The organism is Amycolatopsis sp. WAC 01376, from assembly GCF_003947415.1.
GTDB lineage: Bacteria > Actinomycetota > Actinomycetes > Mycobacteriales > Pseudonocardiaceae > Amycolatopsis.
Genome location: NZ_QHKL01000006.1, coordinates 1 through 17,715, shown reverse-complemented (window position 1 = coordinate 17,715; position 17,715 = coordinate 1). Strand labels below are relative to the sequence as shown.

Genomic DNA, 17,715 nt, shown 5'->3' with positions numbered 1-17,715 from the left:
CACCCCTTTGTCGCCCACTGTCATCCGCGCGCGGACAACCGCCCGGCGACCGCGGTGCGGGCCGGCGAATGCGTTTCGATGCGAATGTTCATCAGCGTGGCCGCCGAACGGAGCAGCCGTCAACGCATGGCCCGATGAACTGCCCCATGAGGCGGCGGGCAGGGCGAACCTCGTTGTGGCAAGGTCGTTTCCGTGGACAGGGACGCGTATCTCGAAGGTGCGATAAAGGATGTGCTGAGCGGTGAAGACGCGACGCTCGACGACCGGATCGCGCACGCGGCGCTGTTGTTCGCCGCGTCCGGGGCGATGGCGGAAGCCGACAGGCTGATCACGCATTGGCACGCGCTCACCGAACGTCCCGTCACCGCGCTCGTCCCCGGCATCGTGCAGGCCCGCGCGTGGGCGATGCTCTTCGAGGCGTATGGCGCGCGGCCGGAATGGGCGGCCGCGCTGACTCCGCTCGATCTCGACGCCGAGGAACTTGCCCACGAGGAGTACCTCGCCCGGCGAGTGTCCGATCTCGACGGTCTGTTCGGCGGCTCTCCGATCGGCGAGGCCGTCTCGCATCTCGGGTCGTCGCGGCCGGATCGGTTGCGTGAGGCCGTCTCGCGCGGCGACCTCGACGCCTGGGCCGAGATCGCCTCACGCCAGGGCCGCCCGGACGTCGCCGTCCTCGCCGCGACACGACGGCTCGCGCCGCGTCTCGCCGCCGGAGCCGACCCGCTCGGACTCGGCGAGTGGACGGGGCTCTGCGCCGGGGCGCTGGTCGCGGCGCTGTACGAGCGCTACCCGCCGGACACCGGTTCGTGGCGCGAGATGATCGCGGGCATCCTCCGGCTGCGCGGCGGCGGCACCGCGCCCCCGGCGGCCTCGGCCAGGAACATCGACTCGGCCGAAGCACGCCTCGGACTCCGGCTGCCCGCCGACTACAGAGAGTTCCTCCAGACCTGCGACGGCCTGCCCGCCGACGTCGTCTTCCCGCGCCTGCTCGGCACGGCGGAACTCCGCGCGGAAGGCGGCGTCGTCGTGATCGCGGACCCGGCGGTCGTGTTGCTCACCGCCGCCGGGGAGCAGTGGCGGACGGTCGAGATCGACCCGGCTTTGGGCACGACCGTGCACCCGACGTTCCGGGCGCTGCTCGAACGGCACCTGCTGTTGCTGGCACAGGCCTCGTGAGTGGCGATGTCACGTGACCAGCCGGACGACACGCGTGACGGGACGGACGACACGACCGCGGCCGGGTTTCCACCACGAGTCGTCCGTCCAATCACGCGTGCCGTCCCTCCCGACACGTGTGCCGTCCGTTCAATCACGAACGAGGCCTCAGGCTTCGCCGCGCTTCTTACGCTCGGTGTACTCCCGCATCCGCTTCGGGTAGCCGACCCGGGCGACCTCGTACACGGGGATGGACCGTTTGCGGCCGAACTGCTGCGCCGCGTCCAGGCTCTCGATCCGGCGCCTGGTCCACTCGCCGTCATGGGCGATGAGGACGACGGTGGTCTCCGTGACGTTGGTCTTGGGCTCCACATAGGCCTCGACACCGGTCCTCGAAGAGGCCCACTCTTCGAGGTGCTTGAAGTCGTTTGAAGAGGCTTTCCGCAGCGTACCGGGCTTTTGCCCGCCTTTGGAGCGCCGGCGCAGCGAGTCGAACAGACCCACTCCGACCACCTCACTTCCCACTCGTGTCCGATGTCCATTATCCCGACTCGGGCGTGTGCTCCCCGTGGTGACCCGCGCGGGCCGTGTCCCGTGGGTCACAGGACGCGGCCTAGGTCGCAGGCTCTCCACACGTAGTGACAAGATGGCAAGTGTCCGCGCGCGCGTATACCGCGCGAAGCGGGCGCCAGAGCTCCACCCCTACCGCTTGCCGAGGAGTTATTGAAGTGACCGACACCTCCGCCGACCTTGTGATCCTGGGTGGCGGATCGGGCGGCTACGCCGCCGCGTTCCGCGCGGCCGAGCTGGGCCTTTCCGTCACCCTGATCGAAAAGGACAAGCTTGGCGGGACGTGCCTCCACCGAGGCTGCATCCCGACCAAGGCCCTCCTGCACGCGGCGGAGGTCGCCGACGAGACCCGCGACGCCGAGACCTTCGGTGTGAAGGCCGTGCTGGAAGGCATCGACATCGCCGGGGTCAACAAGTACAAGGACGGGATCGTCTCCCGCCTGTACAAGGGCCTCCAGGGCCTGGCCAAGGCGCACAAGGTGAACCTCGTCGAGGGCACCGGAACGTTCGTCGGCGGCACGACCGTCGAGGTCGAAGGCACCCGCTACACCGGCAAGAACGTCATCCTCGCCACCGGCTCGTACTCGAAGACGCTGCCCGGCCTGGAACTGGGCGGCCGCATCATCGCGAGCGAGCAGGCGCTTTCGCTGGACTACATCCCGAAGAAGGTCATCGTCCTCGGCGGTGGTGTCATCGGTGTCGAATTCGCGTCCGTCTGGGCGTCCTTCGGCGTCGACGTCACCATCGTGGAGGCGCTGCCCCGCCTGGTCCCGAACGAGGACGAGTACGCGTCCAAGCAGCTCGAGCGCGCTTTCCGTCGTCGCAAGATCGGCTTCAAGACCGGTGTCCGGTTCACCGGTGCCAAGCAGGACGACAACGGTGTGAGCGTGTCGCTGGAGTCCGGCGAGACGCTGGAAGCCGATCTGCTGCTGGTCGCCGTGGGCCGCGGCCCGAACTCGGCCGGGCACGGGTACGAGGAGGCCGGCGTCAAGATGGAGCGCGGCTTCGTCCTCACCGACGACCGCCTGCGCACCAACCTGCCGAACGTCTACGCCGTCGGTGACATCGTCCCCGGCCTGCAGCTCGCGCACCGCGGGTTCCAGCAGGGCATTTTCGTCGCGGAAGAGATCGCCGGCCAGGAGCCGCGCGTGATCGACGAGAGCGGCATCCCGCGCGTCACCTACTCGCACCCCGAGGTCGCTTCGGTCGGGCTCACCGAGTCTCAGGCGAAGGAGAAGTACGGCTCCGACGTCACCACCTTCACCTACGACCTCGGCGGCAACGGCAAGAGCCAGATCCTCAAGACCTCCGGTGGGGTCAAGCTGATCAAGGCTCCGGAAGGGCCGGTCGTCGGCGTGCACATGGTGGGCGACCGCGTCGGCGAGCTGATCGGCGAAGCACAGCTGATCTACAGCTGGGAGGCGTTCCCCGAGGACGTGGCTCCCCTCATCCACGCGCACCCCACCCAGACCGAGGCCCTCGGTGAAGCGTTCCTCGCCCTCGCGGGCAAGCCGCTGCACGTCCACAGCTGACGTCTCACCGTCGAAGAAACAGACCAAGCAAGACATATCAAGGGAGTCAGCGAACGATGGCCTACTCCGTCACGTTGCCGGAGCTCGGTGAGAGCGTCACCGAGGGCACCGTCACCCGGTGGTTGAAGCAGGAGGGCGACACCGTCGAGGTCGACGAGCCGTTGCTCGAGATCTCCACGGACAAGGTCGACACCGAGGTCCCGTCCCCGGTCGCCGGCAAGGTCGTGAAGATCAGCGCGCAGGAAGACGAGACCGTCGAGGTCGGCGGCGAGCTCGCCGTCATCGACGACGGGACCGGCGGGGTGCCGGAGTCCTCCGGTTCCGCCGAGCCCGCCGCCGAAGAGGCGCAGCCCGAGCCCGAGCCGGAGCCCGCGCAGGAGGAGGCTTCCGCGCCGTCCCAGCCGGACACCGCGCCGGCTTCGGGTGGTGAAGGCACCGAGGTGAAGCTGCCCGAGCTGGGCGAGAGCGTCACCGAGGGCACCGTCACCCGGTGGCTCAAGCAGGTCGGCGAGAGCGTCGAGGTCGACGAGCCGCTGCTCGAGATCTCCACGGACAAGGTCGACACCGAGGTTCCGTCCCCGGTCGCCGGCACCGTGCTGGAGATCCGCGCCGGTGAGGACGAGACCGTCGAGGTCGGCGGGGTGCTCGCGGTGATCGGTGCCGCCGGTTCCTCCCCTGCGCCGAAGGCCGAGCCCAAGCCGGAACCCAAGCCCGAGCCGAAGCCGGAGCCCAAGCCGGAACCGAAGCCCGAGCCCAAGGCCGAAGCGGCTCCCGCGCCGAAGCCCGCCCCGGCTCCTCAGGCCGCCCCGGCTCCCAAGGCCGAGGCCCCGAAGCCGGCGGCGAGCAGCGACAACGGTTCGGACAACGCGCCGTACGTGACGCCGCTGGTCCGCAAGCTCGCTTCGGAGCACGGCATCGACCTGTCGTCGCTGACCGGCAGCGGTGTCGGTGGCCGCATCCGCAAGCAGGACGTGCTCGCGGCCGCCGAGGCCAAGCAGAAGGCCGCCCAGGCTCCCGCCGCGCAGCCCGCTGCCGCCGCCCCGGCTCCCGCCGCCGCCCCGTCGGCTCCGCGCAAGGCCGCGGTTTCGCCGGAGCTCGCCGCTCTGCGCGGCACCGTGCAGAAGGCCAGCCGGATCCGTCAGATCACCGCCACGAAGACCCGCGAGTCGCTGCAGATCTCCGCGCAGCTCACGCAGGTCCACGAGGTGGACGTCACGAAGGTCGCCAAGCTGCGTCAGCGGGCGAAGGCGGCTTTCAAGGAGCGCGAGGGCGTCAACCTGACGTTCCTGCCGTTCTTCGCGAAGGCCACCGTCGAGGCGCTCAAGCAGCACCCGAACGTCAACGCGTCCTACAACGAGGACACGAAGGAGATCACCTACCACGGTGCGGTGCACCTGGGGATCGCGGTGGACACCGAAAAGGGTCTGCTGTCGGTGGTCATCCACGACGCGGGTGAGCTCAGCCTCGCCGGTCTCGCGCACCGCATCGCCGACCTGGCGGGCCGCGCGCGTTCGGGCCAGATCAAGCCGGACGAGCTTTCGGGCGGCACGTTCACGATCACGAACATCGGCTCCAACGGCGCCCTGTTCGACACGCCGATCATCGTGCAGCCGCAGTCCGGCATGCTCGGTACCGGCGCGGTCGTGAAGCGCCCGGTCGTGATCGCGGACGCCGACGGCAACGACACGATCGCCGTCCGGTCGATGGCGTTCCTGCCGCTGACTTACGACCACCGCCTGGTGGACGGGGCCGACGCGGGCCGCTTCGTCACGACGATCAAGCAGCGTCTGGAAGAGGGCAACTTCGAGGACGAGCTCGGTCTCTGATCCTCGGGTAGTCGATCAAGGCCCTCGTCCCGCTTCGGCGGGGCGGGGGCCTTCTTCTTTCTCTCCCGCATTTAGTCCTCTCGATGCGGTAGTTGGCATCACGAACCACCGCATCCAGAGGACTGAATGCGGGGTTTGACAGGCACTCTGGACTCTAGTATTCCGGAATTACGGAAAACGAGAGGGAGGATGTCACCCATGCTGACTAGACGCCATCTGCTGGCCGGTGCCGCCGCGGGATCGGCGGCGTTGCTGCTGCCGGGAACCGCGAGGGCGGCCCAGCCGGACACGACGACCGAACAGGGCTGGCTCGACTGGATCACCGCCCACCGCGGCGATGTCTCGGTCCTGATCGACGACGGCGCGGGACGCCGTGCCGCGCGCAACGCCGACGTCCGGCGCGTGCTGGCTTCGTCGATCAAGGTCGTGCATCTCAGCGCGTACGCCGTCGCGGTCACCGAGGGCAGGCTCGACCCGGAGGAACAGATCCGCGTGGGCGACTGGGACGCTCACCACCCCTTCGTCGCCGACGGCCGCGCGCATTTCCAGGCGCTCAACTGGCTGGGCGTCCCCTGCGACGACTTCGGCATCGCCAAGGACCCCGGACAGCGTGTCCCCCTGGCCAGGCTCGCCGAAGCGATGATCCTCTTCAGCGACAACGCCGCGACGGACTATCTCCGCACTCGCCTCGGCGATCCCGCGCTCCAGCGGGCGGCGGCGCGGGGCGGCTGGTTCCGGCCGGACACCCGATCGCTCGGCGGCGAGGTCCTGATGCTGATGATGCCGGAGTACGCGCCCCCGCCCGGCAGCCCGGTCGCCGTCCGGCGGGCGATGGGCGACGCGGTCGCACGCCGGTTCGTCCGCGATCCGCGGTTCCGCGCCGAAGCCTTCAAGCGCTGGCCGCATATGCCGGGTACGTCCGACGCTCAATGGCCGTGGATCAAGGGGCACGGCCAAGGCTCGGCGTCGGATCTGTTCTCGCTTCACCGCAGTATCGCGAAGGGCCTCTACACACCCGCGCGCGAGATCCTCGCGAAGCCGCTGGCAGACCGCGTACCGCCCGGAGCGAGCGAAGTGCTCTTCAAAGGCGGAAGCCTGCCGCGTTCGCTGACCATCGGGCTTTCCGTCCGTTGGCCTGGCGGACGATCGGGTACGGCCGCCGTCCTGCTCACCGGCGTGAGCGACCAGGACATGCAAAACGCCCTGCCGCTCATCGATCTCGTGCTCGCGGCGCTGTCCGACCCGGCGCGGTTCACCGCCCTGGAACGAGCACTCCGCTGAGGCGACGGTATAGATAACCGGTATGAACGCTGAGTTCGCCGACCGGATCGCCGCGCTCGAAGCACGGGTCGCCGCGCTCGAAAGCCGGCACAGCGAGCAGCAGGCCGAACCGGCGGCGAGCCCCGGTGGCCTGGTCGGCTACCACGGCGAACTGACCGAGCCCCTCGAACTGAGCTGGGCGATCAACGTCACGCCCGGCCCGATGCTGGCGTTCGCGGACGGGCCGCGGGTCGAAGTGCTCGCGGCCCTGTCCAGCACCGCGCGGGTGGCGCTCGTGCGGACGCTGGCCGAGAAGGGCGCGCAGACCGCGCCCGCCCTGCAGGAAGCCGCCGAACTCGGGTCTCCCGGCCAGCTGTACCACCACCTCAAGGCGCTGACCGGCGCCGGAATCGTCGAGCAGGACAAACGCGGCAGTTACCGGCTCCGCCCCGCCGCGACGATCCCGGTGCTGGTGCTGCTCACCGCCGCCTCCGACGTCGCCGGGCAACTGAAGAACCTGAGCGTGCGACCGGATCGCGGATAGGACACGATCGGATCATGCGAGTTCTGATCGCGGGCGCGAGCGGACTGATCGGCACCTCCCTGACGACCCGGTTACGCCGGTCCGGGCACGAAGTGGTCCGCCTGGTGCGCCGGGAGGAGCGGGCGGCCGACGAGCGCCGCTGGGATCCCCCGGCCGGGGAGATCGCCGACGGCGCGCTCGACGGGGTCGACGCCGTGGTGAACCTCGCGGGCGCGCCACTGCTGCCGGGGCGCTGGAGCGCGGCCCGCAAACAGGTACTCCTCGACAGCCGGGTCGAACCGACCGAGGTACTCGCGGAAGCCGTCGCAGAGCACGGGATTCCCGTGCTGGTCAACGCCTCCGCCGTCGGCTACTACGGCGATCCCGGTCCCTCCACTGTGGACGAATCGAGCCCGGTGGGACGCGGTTTCCTCGCCGGGCTCTGCACCGCGTGGGAGGGCGCCACCGAGAGTGCGGCCACCGCGGGTGCCCGGGTCGTCCGCGTCCGCACCGGGCTGGTGCTCGCGCGCGAAGGCGGGCTCCTGGACGTCCTGCGGCCTCTGTTCCGCTTGGGGCTCGGCGGGAAACTCGGCGGCGGCAAGCAGTACATGCCCTGGATCTCGCTCGACGACGAGGTCGGCGCGCTCGTTTTCGCGCTGGAGAACGAAGCTCTGTCCGGTCCGGTGAACCTCTGCGGACCGCAGCCCGCCACGAACGCCGCCTTCACGAAGGCGTTGGGCCGAGCCGTGCACCGGCCGGCGATCTGGCAGGTGCCGGGTTTCGCCATGAAGTTCGCCCTCGGGCAGGCGGCCGAGGAGATGGCGCTGTTCGGGCAGCGCGCCCTGCCCCGGGTACTGGAGGAGGCGGGTTACGCGTTCCGCCATCCGACCCTCGAAGACGCGCTGGCCGCCGCGACATGACCGTGCGGCGCGGCCTGTACACCCTCGCCGGAACGCTGCTGCTGATCGGTTTCGTCACCCTCGGGTCATACGTCGACCAGCGGCCGCCGCCGGTGGACGTCGCCCTCGCCGACGCGTTCCGCGGCCAGCACACCCAGGCCGCTGGGCAGGTGGCGGGCCTGGTCACGAACGTCCTCGGCCCGGTCCTCCCGTTCGCGCTGGGCGCGGTGCTGGCGGTGCTCGCCTGGCGGCGCCGGGACCTGACCGTGTTGTGCGTCAAACTGGCCGTCGTCCTGTTGTTGTGCCGGATGACCAGTTTGATCGCGAAACCGCTCTTCTACCGGGAACGGCCTCGCGAATTCCCCGATCTGAGCTATCCGAGCGGACACGTGGTCGCCGTCGCGTGCACCGGGTTCGTCGCGGTGCTGCTGTGCGCGTGGACCCGTCCGCACCTCGCGCGGCTCGCGGTGACGATCGCCGCCGCGGCGACGGTGCTCGGTGCACTCTGCCGCATCGTGCTGGGCGTGCACTGGCTGACCGACACCGCGGGATCCGTACTCGCCGTGGGTGGCGTGGGCCTGATTTCGGCGGCCGCGCTGGGCCTGCTCCCCCTGCCGGAAGACCCGGCGTAGTGTCGCTGACGTGAGCTCTTCGACCACGTCATGCCGCGCCTCCGCCGAGCCCGTCGACGTCCGCGAGATCGGGACGATCGACTACACCGAAGCCTGGGAACTCCAGCGAAAGCACGTGACAGCCCGTGCCGACGGTGACGGCCCGGACACCATGCTGCTGCTGGAGCACCCGTCGGTGTACACGGCGGGCAAGCGCACCGAAGCCGAGGACAGGCCGACCGACGGCACCCCGGTGATCGACGTCGACCGCGGCGGCAAGATCACCTGGCACGGGCCCGGTCAGCTGGTCGGGTACCCGATCGTCAAACTCGCCGACCCGATCGACGTCGTGCACTACGTCCGGCGTCTCGAAGAGGCCCTGATCACCGTCTGCGATCAGCTCGGCGTGCACACCGGCCGGGTCGAGGGCCGCAGCGGCGTCTGGATCCCGGCCGACGACCGCGGCGTCGAGCGGAAGATCGCCGCGATCGGCATCCGCGTCCAGCGCGGCGTGACCATGCACGGTTTCGAGCTGAACTGCAATCCCGACCTCGGCGCCTTCGACAAGATCGTCCCGTGCGGCATCCGGGACGCGGGCGTCACTTCGCTTTCCTACGAGCTCGACCGCGAGGTCACCGTGGCTTCCGTGCTGCCGATGGCGCGCGAAGCCGTGCTCGCCGCGCTGGAAGGCGACCTCCCGGTGAACGACGAGCGCTGGCTGCCGCGTCCCGAGGCACCCGCCGCCCCCGGCGTCACCTTCGCCCTGCAGAACTGAGAAGCGCGTGAAGGCCCCCTTACCTCGGCTGAGCCGAGGTAAGGGGGCCTTCACGCGCGAAAACGTCAGTCCAGCTGAGGGGCGACCTCGGAAGCGATCAGCTCGATCTGGTCCAGATCCGAAAGGTCCAGCAGCTGCAGGTAGAGCCGGGTGATCCCGGTCTTCTCCCGCCACTGCCCGATCTTCTCGACGGCCTCCGACGGCGTCCCCGCGAGCCCGTTCTCCCGCAGCTCCGGAACCTCACGGCCGATCACGCCGGCGCGCTTGGCGACCTCGGCGTCGTCACCGCCGACGGCGACGACGAGCGCGGCCGAGCGGAGGATCTCCTTGGGATCGCGGCCGATCTCGCGTGCGGCGGCGTCGACGCGGCCGAACTGCTCGGCGGCGAAGTCGGGCCCCACGAACGGCAGGTTGAACTCGTCGGCGTAGCGGGCGGCGAGCGCCGGGGTGCGCTTCTTGCCGCCACCGCCGATGATCACCGGCGGCCGAGGCCGCTGCGCGGGCTTCGGCAGGCCCGGCGAGTCGACGAGCTTGTAGTGCTCGCCGTCGAAGGAGAACGTCTCCCCTTCCGGCGTCTCCCACAGCCCGGTGACGACGGCGAGCTGCTCGGCGTAGCGGTCGAAGCGCTCCTTGATCGGCGGCAGGTCGAGGCCGTACGCGGTGTGCTCGTCGTCGTACCAGCCGGAACCGAGGCCGAGTTCGACGCGGCCGCCCGACATCTGGTCCACCTGCGCGACCGAGATCGCGAGTACCGACGGATGCCGGAAGGTGGCGGCGGTGACCAGGGTGCCCAGCCGCACACGGCGGGTCTCACGGGCGAGACCCGCGAGGGTGATCCACGCGTCGGTCGGCCCGGGCAGGCCGGTCGCCGAACCCATCTTGAGGTAGTGATCGCTGCGGAAGAAGGCGTCGTAGCCCGCGTCCTCGGTGGCCTTGGCCACCCGGAGCAGGTCGTCGTAACTGGCCCCCTGCTGGGGCTCGGTAAAGATCCTGAGGTCCACGAAGCCACCATATAGACGGCTTCGTCAGCTCGCTTTCCCGTGCTCGGCGGGTGGAACCCGGCGGAATCCGACGAGCAGCCGCACCAGGACCTCCTCGACCTGGGCGCTGACCTTCTTCGGCTCCGGCGACGAAGCGATCTCGATGGCCGCGCTCGACAGCGCGCCGAACAGCAGCCGCGCGGTGACGTCCACCGGGACGTCGTCGACCTCGCCGACCTCGATGAGCGCCTGGATCCCGGTGCGGACCAGGCCGAAACTGCACCGTTCCTCCGCCTCGCGCCAGCGCTCCCAGCCCATCACGACCGGCGCCTCGTGGATCGCGATGCGCTGGTACGCCGGGTCGAGGCAGCTCTGCAGGAAGCCGCGCAACCCCGACAGCGCCCGCTCCCACGGCGAGGCCGGGCCGTTCATGATCTTTTCGAGCCGGTCGAAGACCTGGCTCTCGACCGTGTCGAAGGCAGCCTCGAACAGCGCCTGCTTCCCACTGAAGTGGTGGTAGAGCGCGCCCTTCGTCACCCTGGCCCGCTTGGCGATCTCGTCGAGAGACGTGCCGGCGTATCCGCGTTTGGTGAACAGCTCCACGGCACTCTCGACGAGTGCCGACCGGGTGGACTCGGAATAGTCCAGCCGCCTTGACCTCATTGTCGCCACCTTCACAACTTTACGCCGCCGGTCTCACTCCATACCCATGGTATGTTGGCTCCTGTCAGGTCCGTACCGGGAGTATGCCGCAAACCTGCGGTATGAACCGCGTCACGGAGGGGAGCCATGATCATGAGCTGGAACGACTTCTACCAGCGGCGCGACATCCTCGAAGCCGCACTGCGCCAGGCGGGTCACCACCCGTCCGACGCGATCTCACTCGAAGCGATCCCTGGTGCCACCAAGTACTTCGCCACCGAGGAAGAGCTTCTGCTCGCGCTTCGGTACAAGTGGAACCAGGTGTTCGCCGGTCACCTCCGCGCCGAGATGACCGATCCGGACTACGCCGACCAGGACCTCGCGCTCGACAGGGTCGAAGCCGTCACCCGCGCCTGGAACAGCGCCACCGCCGAGCACGAGACCCTCCGCGCCGTTCTCGACGCGGCCCTCGAACGGTGCCCCGCGCTGATCCCGTCGCACGAAGCCGAACTGCGCACCCTCGCGCTGACGGCGGGACTGGCCGACGGCAACGAACCGGCCGGAGAGATCACCAAGGTCGGCAGCGCGTTCGCCACCCTGCTCCGGCACGGACGGCACGCGAAACCCGCCCGCCGCCGCAGCCCCATGGGTCACCTGCTCCGGTTGCTCGCGCCGAGTGCCTGATCCGGCGTAGCGACGCTGCCGACGATGTAGTTAGGTACCGACATGGCTGCTCACGCGCGCTGGACCGAGGCCGACATCCCAGATCAGACCGGCCGGACCGTGTTCGTCACGGGGGCGAACTCCGGGCTCGGGCTGCGCATGTCCGAGGTGCTCGCGGGCAAGGGGGCCCGCGTGCTGCTCGGCTGCCGGTCGCCGGAGCGCGGCGCCAAGGCGCTGGAGCAGGTTCGCGCGGCCGCGACCGGGGAAGCGCCCGAACTCGTCCGGCTGGACCTCGCCGATCTCGACTCGGTCCGCGAAGCCGTGAAGAAGGTCCAGGAACTGACGGGCGGCAAGCTCGACGTCCTGGTCAACAACGCGGGCGTGATGGCGACGCCGCGCGGTCACACCAAGGACGGCTTCGAGACCCAGTTCGGCACGAACCATCTCGGACACGCGGTGCTGACCTGGCTGCTGATGCCGTCCCTGCGCAACGGCTCCGCGGCGCGTGTCGTCACCCTGTCGAGTGTCGCGGCGACGGGCGCGCGCATCGACGTCGCCGACCCGAACTTCGAGCGGCGGATGTACAACCCCGGCTCGGCCTACGGCCAGTCGAAACTCGCCAATCAGGTGTTCGCGCTCGAACTGGACCGCAGGCTGCGCGCCGCGGGCGACGACGTCGTCAGCGTGGCGGCCCACCCGGGCTACACGTGGACCGGGCTCGGTTCCGGGATGGCCCGCTCCTACCGCAACCCCGTGGTGCGCGCGCTGGTCGCCGGCGGCAACCGGATCGGCGAGATCTTCATCGCGCAGAACGCCCGCCAGGGCACGCTCCCGCAACTGTTCGCGGCAACGGCTCCCGAGGTCGAAGGCGGCGACTACATCGGCCCTCGCGGGCTCGGCGGACTTCGCGGCGCCCCGGTCAAGGTGCGCCCCCTGACGGCCGCGAAGAGCGAATCGCTCGGCGCCGCGTTGTGGGACGTGACCACCAAGTTGACGGGCGTCACCCCCGACCCCGCGTGAGCGGCGACCACTGCTCCGGCGGGCGTAGGGTGACGGGGTGAGTGCTGCCCCAGATGGCCGCAAGATGTTGCGGCTCGAGGTCCGGAATTCCCAGACTCCCATCGAGAAGAAGCCGCCGTGGATCAAGACGCGCGCGCGGATGGGTCCGGAGTTCACCGAACTCAAAGGCCTGGTGCGCCGCGAAGGCCTCCACACCGTCTGCGAAGAAGCCGGCTGCCCCAACATCTACGAATGCTGGGAAGACCGTGAGGCGACGTTCCTGATCGGTGGCGATCAGTGCACCCGGCGCTGTGACTTCTGCCAGATCGACACCGGCAAGCCTGCCGAGCTGGACCGCACCGAGCCGCGCAAGGTCGCCGAAAGCGTCCAGGCGATGGGCCTGCGCTACTCGACCGTCACCGGTGTCGCGCGTGACGACCTCGAAGACGGCGGCGCGTGGCTGTACGCGGAGACCGTGCGCCAGATCCACGCGCTGAACCCGGGCACCGGTGTCGAGCTGCTGATCCCGGATTTCAACGCCGACCCCGACCAGCTGGCCGAAGTCTTCGGCTCCCGCCCCGAGGTGCTCGCGCACAACGTCGAGACGGTGCCGCGCATCTTCAAGCGGATCCGGCCCGGTTTTCGGTACGCGCGGTCGCTGGAGATCATCACTCGCGCTCGCGAGGCGGGTCTGGTGACGAAGTCGAACCTGATCCTCGGCATGGGCGAGACCCCCGACGAGGTCGCGCCCGCGATGAAGGACCTGGTCGACGCCGGCTGCGAAATCCTGACGATCACCCAGTACCTGCGCCCGTCGCCCCGGCATCACCCGGTGGACCGGTGGGTCAAGCCCGAAGAGTTCGTCGAGCACTCGAACGCCGCCGAGGCGATGGGCTTCGCCGGCGTCATGGCCGGTCCGCTGGTCCGCTCCTCGTACCGCGCCGGGCGGCTGTTCGCGCAGACGAAGGCCCACCGCGGCGAAGCGCTGTCGGAGAACCTGGCCCACCTCGCCGCCGAAGGACCCGCCGCGCAGGAAGCCAGCTCGCTGCTGGCACGGTGACTCCGGTCACCCTCTCCGCGACATCGCCACCCACCAGGTCACGAATCAGTAAAGTGACCTGGTGGCGTTGGTAACTGATCTTCTCAATTGGCTGCAGAGTCTCCCGGAACCGGGACTGGTCGCGGCGACCGGCGGACTGGTGTTCGCCGAATGCACCATCGGGCTCGGCTTCATCGCGCCCGGTGAATCGGGGCTGCTGGTCGCGGCCACGACGGCGACGTCGGTCTCCCGGTTCCTGACCCTGTGGGCCGTCGTGACGGTCTGCGCCGCACTCGGTGACTCACTCGGCTACGCGATCGGCAAACGCTTCGGCCCGCGCCTGCGCGAGACGAAGCTGATCCGCAAGTACGGCCTCGACGCCTGGGACAAGGCCACCGGCGTGCTCGAACGGCGAGGCGCGTGGGCGGTGTTCTTCGCACGGTTCCTCCCGGTGATCCGCACGCTGACCCCGGCGGCGTCCGGGACGTCGGGCCTGCCGTTCCGCAAGTTCCTGCCGGCCGCCGCGGCGGGCGCGGCCTGCTGGTCGGCCATCCACATCGGCATCGGCGCCGCCCTCGGCGAGGCCGCCAAGAAGGTCGAAGGCGTGCTCAACACCGGCGGTCTGGTGATCGTCGGGGTGCTGGTGGGCGTCGCCGTGTTCTTCCTTCTGCGCTACAAGAAGAAGAAGGCGCTCGCCGTGACGGTCGAAGACGCCACTCCGGCGAAGGTCGGCGCGGAGGACTAGATTCCGGGCATGGCCGCCTTGAACCTGCCCCAGCCGATCGGTTTCGTCCTCGGCGGCGGAGGCAGTCTCGGCGCCATGCAGGTCGGGATGCTGCGGGCCCTCACCGAAAGCGGCATCGCGCCCGACCTCGTCGTCGGCACCTCGGTGGGTTCGCTGAACGCCGCCGTCCTCGCTCTCGAGGGTGAGGCAGGCGCCCGGCTCGACCGGATCTGGTCGCGGATGACGCGGCACGAGGCGTTCCCCGGCGGCGTGCTCAGCCAGGTGCGGACCCTGCGGCACAGCAAGACCAACCTGTTCCCCAACACCGGGCTCGCCGCGATCATCGACGAGCACATCGGCGAGGGCGTCCGGTTCGAGGATCTCGCGCTGCCGCTGGGCGTCGTCGCGACCGACGTCGACACCGCCGAACCGCTGCTCATCCGTTCCGGGCCCGTTCTGGCGCCCCTGCTGGCCAGCTGCGCGATCCCGGGGATCTATCCGCCGGTGCCGTTCGGGGAGCGCATGCTCTACGACGGCGGCCTGGTCGCCAACGTGCCGATGCGCCAGGCACTCGCCATGGGCGCGAAGTCGCTCGTCGTCCTCGACTGCGCCTTCCCCGGCAAAATGCCCGGCACCCCGCAGACCTTCGCCGAGGTGATGATGTTCACCGCGATGATCAGCATGCGGAACCAGGCCGTGCTGGAGGCGCCCATCGCCGCCGCCGAGGTGCCCGTGGTCTACGTGCCGGGGCCGAAGCCGGTGCGGGTCAGCCCGCTGGACTTCAGTCACACCACGACACTCACCGCCGAGGCTTATGCGGCCGCGAAGACCTATTTGGGCGAATTGAGCGTCGACGGCCCCGGACTTTATGGTGCGCCCGGTCTCGTCGTGGCCTGACAGGCAACCATCCGGCATCGATCACGTCTTCTTCGTCGCGTAGTTTTGAAAGAGAACTTTCCGCTGTTAGAGCGACGTAAAAAGAGAACTATATGTTTCCCAAGAAGACATTACTTTCGACGGCCGGAATACTCGCCGCGGTAGTGGTGATCGCGGCCTGTTCGCCCTCGGGCGGCACCAATTCACCCGACACCGGCACCGAGTCGGACACGAACCCGGTTTCGGTGACCATCGACCCGGCAGGCGGGACGAACGTCAATCCGGCGACCCCGGTGACGGTCAAGGCCGAGCACGGCAAGCTGATCGACGTCACCGTCAGCAACGCCGACAAGGGCAACCAGGTGAAGGGCGAACTGGCGGGCGACGGGCTCAGCTGGAAGACCACCGAGCCGCTCGGCTACGGCAGCACCTACAAGATCGTGGCACACGCCCAGGGCACCGACGGGAAGCCCGTCGAGCAGCAGAGCAGGGTCTCCACGCTGAGCCCGAAGCAGCAGGCGAACCCGAACCTGATCCCGGCACCCGCCGCGGTCACGTCCGGTGGTGTCGGCGTCGGGCAGCCGATCGTGTTCGCCTTCGGCCAGCCGGTGAAGAATAAGGCCGAGGTGGAGAAGAAGCTGTCGGTGGAGTCCACCCCGAAGCAGGAGGGCTCCTGGTACTGGATCGACGACAAGAACGTCCACTACCGCCCCAAGGTGTACTGGCAGCCGGGGACGACGCTCAAGGTTTCCGCGATGATCTACGGCGTCGATTTCGGCAATGGCGTCTACGGCGCGACCGACCGCACGGAAACGTACAAAGTGCACGATTCCTGGGTCGCGAAAGCCGACGGCAACACCGAGCAGATGCAGATCTTCCACAACGGCACGCTGGCGAAATCGATGCCCATTTCCATGGGCAAGGACGCAACGCCGACGCATTTGGGCGCCCACGTCATTTCGGACAAACACGAGAACTACACGATGGACTCGTGCACGTACGGCGTCTGCCAGGGCCAGCCGGGGTACTACAAGGCGAACGAGAAGTGGTCGCTGCGGATCTCCAACGACGGCGAGTTCGTCCACGAGAACCCGAACAGCGTCGGCGCGCAGGGCAGCTCGAACGTGTCGCACGGCTGCATCAACCTCAACGCCGCGAACGCCCAGTGGTTCTACCAGAACATGGGGCTCGGCGACGTCGTCGAGGTGACCAACTCCGGCGGTCCGCAGCTGCCGGTCTGGGACCTCTACGGCGACTGGTCGAAGTCGTGGGCGGACTGGCAAGCGGGCAGCGCACTCAAGTAGAGGCATGATGGGCGGGTGACCAGCACCCTGAGCACCGCCCGCTCACTCGTGGCCGGCGCCGGCCGGGTCGTCGCACTGACCGGCGCCGGGATCTCCACGGATTCGGGGATCCCCGACTTCCGCGGCCCGCAAGGCCTGTGGACCCGCGATCCGACCGCGGAGAAGATGTCGAACCTCCAGGCGTACCGAGAAAGTCGCGAGGTACGCGAACGGACTTGGCAGGCGCGGCTGGTGCACCCCGGCTGGGACGCGGCACCGAACGCCGCGCACTACGCGCTCGTGCGCCTGGCGCCGACGCATGTCGTCACCCAGAACATCGACCGGCTGCACCAGAAGGCGGGCTTCGCGCCGGAGCGGGTGCTGGAACTGCACGGCACGATGTTCGAGTCCGTCTGCCTGTCCTGTGACAATCACCGGGACATGCGCTTGACGCTGCAGCGGGTGCGAGCGGGCGAGACCGATCCGCCTTGCCTGCTGTGCGGCGGCATCCTGAAGTCGGCCACCGTGTCGTTCGGCCAGCACCTGGACCAGAACCTGCTCCGAGCCGCTCGAACCGCCATCTCCGAGAGCGACCTCCTGCTGGTGGCCGGCTCCTCCCTGAGCGTGCAGCCGGCCGCCTCACTGGTGAGCGTCGCTTCGCGGGCCGGCGCCGACGTGGTGATCTGCAACGGCTCCGAAACGCCCTACGACTCCATGGCCTCCGCCGTCGTCCGCGGCCCCCTCAGCGAAACCCTCCCCGCCCTAATCCCTTAACCCCCGGGCCGCACCCTCCACTCCCGCCCCATCCCCGTGACGCCTCCGATCACGTGAGTGACGGCTTCAATCACGGGAGTTGCGTCTCTGATCACGTGAGTGGCGGGTTCAGTCACGTGGGTTCCGGGTTTGGTCGCCTGTGCCAGTCGCGTGACTCGCGTGTTCAGGGGCGTATCTCGCGTGTGTGGACCCGGAACTCGCGTGTTCAGGGGCGTAACTCTCGTGATCCGGTGGATGACACGCGTGTTTGTGTGGACGACACGTGTGATCAGGGGGACGACACGGCGCAGATTCCCCGCAACGACGTGTCGTCCGTCTGATCACGCGTGTCGTCCACCGGATCACACGTGTCGTCCGTCTGGTCACGGGTGCCGCGGGTTTCGGGCATGAAAAAACGGGCCCGGGTCGGGAGAACTCGGGGTTCTCAACCGGCCTGGGCCCGTTTCTTTTTTCAATGTTAGTCCGGCGGTGTCCTACTCTCCCACAACCCTTCGGTTGCAGTACCATCGGCGCTGTCAGGCTTAGCTTCCGGGTTCGGAATGGGACCGGGCGTTTCCCTGACGCTATGACCACCGAAACACTGT

The 17,715-nt window shown here is 69.0% G+C and carries 18 protein-coding genes and 1 rRNA gene; 15 read left to right on the top strand and 4 right to left on the bottom strand.

The window, feature by feature from the left end; translation table 11 throughout:
- Positions 1 to 192 precede the first annotated feature (192 nt).
- Complete coding sequence (locus DMH03_RS26985) at positions 193 to 1,176, top strand: SMI1/KNR4 family protein (RefSeq protein ID WP_125794826.1); 984 nt, start codon at positions 193 to 195, stop codon at positions 1,174 to 1,176.
- A 147-nt stretch (positions 1,177 to 1,323) separates the two neighbouring features.
- Here DMH03_RS26985 and DMH03_RS26980 read toward each other — a convergent pair whose 3' ends face one another.
- On the bottom strand, positions 1,324 to 1,668 hold the full coding sequence (locus DMH03_RS26980; RefSeq protein ID WP_125787941.1) for an oxidoreductase: 345 nt from the start codon (positions 1,666 to 1,668) through the stop codon (positions 1,324 to 1,326).
- A gap of 215 nt (positions 1,669 to 1,883) precedes the next feature.
- On the opposite strand from DMH03_RS26980, the gene lpdA reads away from it, so the two are divergent.
- The 7 genes from lpdA to lipB all read left to right on the top strand — a co-directional run bounded on the left by lpdA (position 1,884) and on the right by lipB (position 9,151).
- A complete protein-coding gene (gene lpdA, locus DMH03_RS26975) occupies positions 1,884 to 3,257 on the top strand; it encodes a dihydrolipoyl dehydrogenase (RefSeq protein ID WP_125794825.1) in 1,374 nt (457 codons plus the stop codon).
- Between the two features lie 56 nt (positions 3,258 to 3,313).
- Positions 3,314 to 5,083: a 2-oxoglutarate dehydrogenase, E2 component, dihydrolipoamide succinyltransferase gene (gene sucB, locus DMH03_RS26970; RefSeq protein WP_125794824.1), complete on the top strand. Its 1,770-nt coding sequence runs from the start codon at positions 3,314 to 3,316 to the stop codon at positions 5,081 to 5,083.
- Positions 5,084 to 5,281: 198 nt separating this feature from the next.
- On the top strand, positions 5,282 to 6,364 hold the full coding sequence (locus DMH03_RS26965; protein ID WP_125794823.1) for a serine hydrolase: 1,083 nt from the start codon (positions 5,282 to 5,284) through the stop codon (positions 6,362 to 6,364).
- A gap of 22 nt (positions 6,365 to 6,386) precedes the next feature.
- Positions 6,387 to 6,887 carry a helix-turn-helix transcriptional regulator gene (locus tag DMH03_RS26960; RefSeq protein ID WP_125794822.1) on the top strand — a complete coding sequence of 167 codons (501 nt, stop codon included), beginning with the start codon at positions 6,387 to 6,389 and terminating at the stop codon, positions 6,885 to 6,887.
- Positions 6,888 to 6,901: 14 nt separating this feature from the next.
- Complete coding sequence (locus DMH03_RS26955) at positions 6,902 to 7,786, top strand: TIGR01777 family oxidoreductase (RefSeq protein ID WP_125794821.1); 885 nt, start codon at positions 6,902 to 6,904, stop codon at positions 7,784 to 7,786.
- Complete coding sequence (locus DMH03_RS26950; protein WP_125794820.1) at positions 7,783 to 8,397, top strand: phosphatase PAP2 family protein; 615 nt, start codon at positions 7,783 to 7,785, stop codon at positions 8,395 to 8,397. Before DMH03_RS26955 ends, DMH03_RS26950 begins: the two co-directional genes overlap by 4 nt.
- A gap of 10 nt (positions 8,398 to 8,407) precedes the next feature.
- Positions 8,408 to 9,151 (top strand): lipoyl(octanoyl) transferase LipB, encoded by a 744-nt coding sequence (gene lipB, locus DMH03_RS26945; RefSeq protein WP_125794819.1) that lies wholly within the window; start codon positions 8,408 to 8,410, stop codon positions 9,149 to 9,151.
- 65 nt (positions 9,152 to 9,216) lie between these two features.
- Here the strand turns inward: lipB and DMH03_RS26940 are convergent, their stop codons facing one another.
- The gene (locus DMH03_RS26940) at positions 9,217 to 10,152 is read right to left on the bottom strand and encodes an LLM class F420-dependent oxidoreductase (protein WP_125794818.1); all 936 of its coding nucleotides are present in this window, start codon (positions 10,150 to 10,152) and stop codon (positions 9,217 to 9,219) included.
- 24 nt (positions 10,153 to 10,176) lie between these two features.
- Positions 10,177 to 10,794, bottom strand: coding sequence for a TetR/AcrR family transcriptional regulator (locus DMH03_RS26935; RefSeq protein WP_125787950.1), 618 nt, complete (start codon positions 10,792 to 10,794; stop codon positions 10,177 to 10,179).
- A gap of 132 nt (positions 10,795 to 10,926) precedes the next feature.
- Between DMH03_RS26935 and DMH03_RS26930 the strand changes: the two genes are divergently transcribed.
- The 7 genes from DMH03_RS26930 to DMH03_RS26900 all read left to right on the top strand — a co-directional run bounded on the left by DMH03_RS26930 (position 10,927) and on the right by DMH03_RS26900 (position 17,131).
- On the top strand, positions 10,927 to 11,457 hold the full coding sequence (locus DMH03_RS26930) for a hypothetical protein (RefSeq protein WP_125794817.1): 531 nt from the start codon (positions 10,927 to 10,929) through the stop codon (positions 11,455 to 11,457).
- 42 nt (positions 11,458 to 11,499) lie between these two features.
- Positions 11,500 to 12,456 (top strand): oxidoreductase, encoded by a 957-nt coding sequence (locus DMH03_RS26925; protein WP_125794816.1) that lies wholly within the window; start codon positions 11,500 to 11,502, stop codon positions 12,454 to 12,456.
- Positions 12,457 to 12,493: 37 nt separating this feature from the next.
- Positions 12,494 to 13,495, top strand: coding sequence for a lipoyl synthase (gene lipA, locus DMH03_RS26920; protein ID WP_125794815.1), 1,002 nt, complete (start codon positions 12,494 to 12,496; stop codon positions 13,493 to 13,495).
- Positions 13,496 to 13,556: 61 nt separating this feature from the next.
- The gene (locus tag DMH03_RS26915) at positions 13,557 to 14,219 is read left to right on the top strand and encodes a DedA family protein (RefSeq protein WP_125794814.1); all 663 of its coding nucleotides are present in this window, start codon (positions 13,557 to 13,559) and stop codon (positions 14,217 to 14,219) included.
- Positions 14,220 to 14,228: 9 nt separating this feature from the next.
- The gene (locus DMH03_RS26910) at positions 14,229 to 15,095 is read left to right on the top strand and encodes a patatin-like phospholipase family protein (RefSeq protein WP_125794813.1); all 867 of its coding nucleotides are present in this window, start codon (positions 14,229 to 14,231) and stop codon (positions 15,093 to 15,095) included.
- Between the two features lie 92 nt (positions 15,096 to 15,187).
- On the top strand, positions 15,188 to 16,378 hold the full coding sequence (locus tag DMH03_RS26905; protein WP_125794812.1) for an Ig-like domain-containing protein: 1,191 nt from the start codon (positions 15,188 to 15,190) through the stop codon (positions 16,376 to 16,378).
- 15 nt (positions 16,379 to 16,393) lie between these two features.
- Entirely contained in the window at positions 16,394 to 17,131 is a 738-nt protein-coding gene (locus DMH03_RS26900) for a Sir2 family NAD-dependent protein deacetylase (RefSeq protein WP_125794811.1), read from the top strand.
- A 460-nt stretch (positions 17,132 to 17,591) separates the two neighbouring features.
- On the opposite strand, the gene rrf is transcribed toward DMH03_RS26900, so the two are convergent.
- Positions 17,592 to 17,708, bottom strand: a 5S ribosomal RNA gene (rrf, locus tag DMH03_RS26895).
- Positions 17,709 to 17,715 lie beyond the last annotated feature (7 nt).